3 protein-coding genes are annotated in these 3,320 nt (G+C 54.3%); all 3 read left to right on the forward strand.

Translation table 11 applies throughout. From position 1 onward, the window contains the following. Positions 1–302 precede the first annotated feature (302 nt). The 3 genes from LCF40_RS22965 to LCF40_RS22975 all read left to right on the forward strand — a co-directional run bounded on the left by LCF40_RS22965 (position 303) and on the right by LCF40_RS22975 (position 2,793). Positions 303–1,427 (forward strand): tyrosine-type recombinase/integrase, encoded by a 1,125-nt coding sequence (locus LCF40_RS22965; RefSeq protein ID WP_224830439.1) that lies wholly within the window; start codon positions 303–305, stop codon positions 1,425–1,427. A 120-nt stretch (positions 1,428–1,547) separates the two neighbouring features. Then, positions 1,548–2,393 carry a ParA family protein gene (locus LCF40_RS22970; RefSeq protein WP_224830440.1) on the forward strand — a complete coding sequence of 282 codons (846 nt, stop codon included), beginning with the start codon at positions 1,548–1,550 and terminating at the stop codon, positions 2,391–2,393. 1 nt (position 2,394) lies between these two features. Then, the gene (locus LCF40_RS22975) at positions 2,395–2,793 is read left to right on the forward strand and encodes a DUF8115 family protein (protein ID WP_224830441.1); all 399 of its coding nucleotides are present in this window, start codon (positions 2,395–2,397) and stop codon (positions 2,791–2,793) included. Positions 2,794–3,320: the final 527 nt, after the last annotated feature.

A 3,320-nucleotide genomic window follows, 5' to 3' on the forward strand; every position in this document is an offset into this window, starting at 1 on the left:
CTGTCGCATCTGAAGACGAAGAATAAGCACTTCCTCACAAACGGTTTCTCTCAACCTCTCCGAGGGCGATAGTGAGAAGCATATCAATTGACTGGTGGTTTGTAGAAATACACATCCCGAACTTGTGAACGGCACTCTCTCAAATCTATATACCATTATGTAATTTATTAATGGGGGTTCTTAGCTTTTAGCCCTCATACCACCTGAATTCGGACGATTTGTGATGTTGGATGTCACTGTGTATTAACGCGGTTGTACACAGTGGATTTACGTACCCCCACGCCCTCGGCCAAGCACAACAGATGGGATCCACTGAGGACGGCGCTACACCCGGGGAAACGACGGTCGAAACGGCCATCCAGCAATATCTCGAAAGCGTCGAAGCCGGTAACTCCCGGAAGAACTTCCAGTCGACGCTCGCGACATGGAAGGACTGGCTCCGAAAGGAACGGAGTGTGACGGCCCTCGAGGACCTGGAGGTCATCGACTGCCGCCGATACGCCCGGCATCTCAAACAGCGAGCTCGCGACGGCGATCTGAAAGCGAGTACGGCGACCACCTACTACGCGTACGTTCGTGCCTTTCTCACGTTCTGTGTCGCCGATGAACTCCTCGAGACGAACCCAGCGAAAGCCCAGCGAGCGACCGACGAGCTTCCCGAAGACCTCGGTGACACCGACCGCCAGTTCTGGCAGGAAGCAGAGCGGCAGGCGATCATGCGCTACGCCGACGAACGAGCCCACGACGCTCTCGAGGATGTCACAAACGTCAGCCGGGAACGGGCCTTTCGCGATCGGGCGATCGTCTATCTGCTGGGGCTCTCGGGCGTTCGCGGTGCAGAAGTGTTCTCAGAGCCCTCCGATGACAAGCGGACGGGCATCACCTGGAGGGACGTCGAGCTCGAAGCCGGCGCTGTACGCGTCCTCGGGAAGTCACGAGCGTACGAATATGCTCAACTCCCCGAACGGGCTGCATCGGCGCTCGAGCGGTACAAGACCGTCCTCGAGCCGCCGAGTGACGACTGGCCGGTCTTCCCTACCGGGCACGCTCCCTCGAAGTACCGGGCCGTTCGCAGGCAGCTAGCTGACGATGGAGTTTCGGAGGACGAAATTGAGGAGATTCTGGACCGAAACGACGTCGAGACAGTGCTTAGAGACCGAAACGTCGTTCCACCCGCGCTTTCTACGAACGGCGCTCGAAACCTGATGCAGCGTCTCTGTGAAGGTGCTGAGATCGAGGTCGACGGTGACTACTTGAAACCACACGGTGCTCGACGAGGACTCGGACACGAACTCTATGCGAGTGGCCACGCAGAACTCGCTCAATCAGCGCTCAGGCACGCGAGTATCGAGACCACGCACGAATCCTACTCCGATATCCAGGCCGCAGACACTGCACAGCAAGTCGATGACCTCCTTGATGGATAGCGGGTGCCTATCCGCCGATTAGCTCTCTCGTTGAGGACTCTATCCGAAAACAGACTTCATATCCAAGCTCATAGTATGGGTTAGCTATATGTATCCGGGATATGTATACGGTATACAGATATGGTAGACACCATACGACGGGCGACGACCTACGTCCCGAAAGGTGGGGTCGGAAAAACGACATCGACGGCGCATATCGCAGTATCGGCGCACAATGACCACGATCTCGACACGCTTCTAATCGATCTGGCGGGGACTCAAAACGACCTCGCGACTCAGTTCGGCTTAGCCGATGATGTACTCGACCCGGACGCACCCATTTCGGCGGTGTTTGGCGAGAATTGGTCCTTTATTCAAGAGAATATCGACGACGTTTTCGAGAGAATGACTTTTGAGACAGAGGAAGGGCCAGACCTCATTCCAGCGGACAACGGACTCGGGGCCGAGGACAACAACCTCGCAAATGTTCCACGAGAGAACCGCTACGATCGCCTCGAGCAGTTCATCTCCGAGGAAGTGGCACCACGATATGATCTGGTATTGCTCGACTTGCCGGGCAAAGAGGACAACATCACGATCAACGGCCTGTTTGCTGCTGAGAACGTGATCGCCCCCCTGAAACCGGGGGAGTTCGAGCGGACGCAACTCGAAAGTCTGCAACGCGAGCTTGCGATGATTCGCGACGATGACGACCACGACGCAGAACCAGTGTTGCAGCTTGTCTTCGCGACGATGGTTGTTCCACGGACAAACCTCTCAGAAGAATTTACGAACGCGCTTGACGAGGAGTATCCAGACATCTCTGGTCAACCGGTCGCGGAATCAGCGAACATTGGAAACGAGCAGGCGAACGGACAAACGCTGTTTGCCCTCTCTGACGACGAACTCTATGAGACGGGGCAGCGTGTACGCGAGACGTATCGGCAGCTCACTACCAGCCTACTCGAGCGATTGGAGGCCAGATAAGATGGCCAACAACGAAGACGAAGCTGAGAAATTACTCCAAGAAGCAAAAGACCAGTCTCGGCATAAAACTGAACCCGAGAACGAGCAGACTGATACGCCTCCTCTTGAGGACGCAGTGGCTGATGCCTACCGCCGACTCGACAGTAATGACTTACCGTCAAATATCTCCCTCCGAGACGATAATCTCGCCGCTCTGTTCGCCGGGCTCGAGGAGTCTGGCGAGCTTTCCGAACTCGGAAACGCAACTGCTGATGAACTTGGACGCGAGGCCACGATCAATACGCGAGCGGACGTTCTCCGATTGCTTCTTCGATACGCGATCTCGGACATAGACGACTCGATACTCGACCGTGGGAAATCAGGCCGAACACAGTATCTTACAGAAGTCGACGATTTCTAAATCCAAACACTGGAAAGATATACTGGATTCAGATACTGGATATGGATTCGATATACGGTTACTAGATTCTTTGTAGAGATGGTTCAGGGGCCGATCGGTACTGAGGAGTCGTAGGTAAGCAGCAAGGAACAAGAATACGGATAAGGGATCTGTTTTCTGAATATGGATACAGGATACAGATTCTGGATACATACCGCATAGGGTCCCTCCATGGTTGATAGAATCCAAGTCGAATCGCCGAGAACGAAGACAACATCGACACGACACCCCACTGATTCCGCTGCTTTTTCGCGAATTACGAGGGGCTGGCTCGCTCACTCCGTCCATATCGCTGGCTGAAGTGGATGAGACTACCCAGTACTTCTTTTGGCACCCATCCGTAGGGAGACCATGGCCGGGGGACCCTACCAAGTCTCGTGTTGTTGAGTGCTGAGACAGGATTGGTACAGACAGATAGATAATACGTTTGCAGTCGAGCGGGGTGTTTTTAGCAGATTTATTAGATAATTAGAACAGTCTATGTTTAA

Origin of the sequence: Saliphagus infecundisoli, assembly GCF_020177375.1 — an archaeon.
In the GTDB taxonomy this organism is placed as follows: Archaea; Halobacteriota; Halobacteria; order Halobacteriales; family Natrialbaceae; genus Saliphagus; species Saliphagus infecundisoli.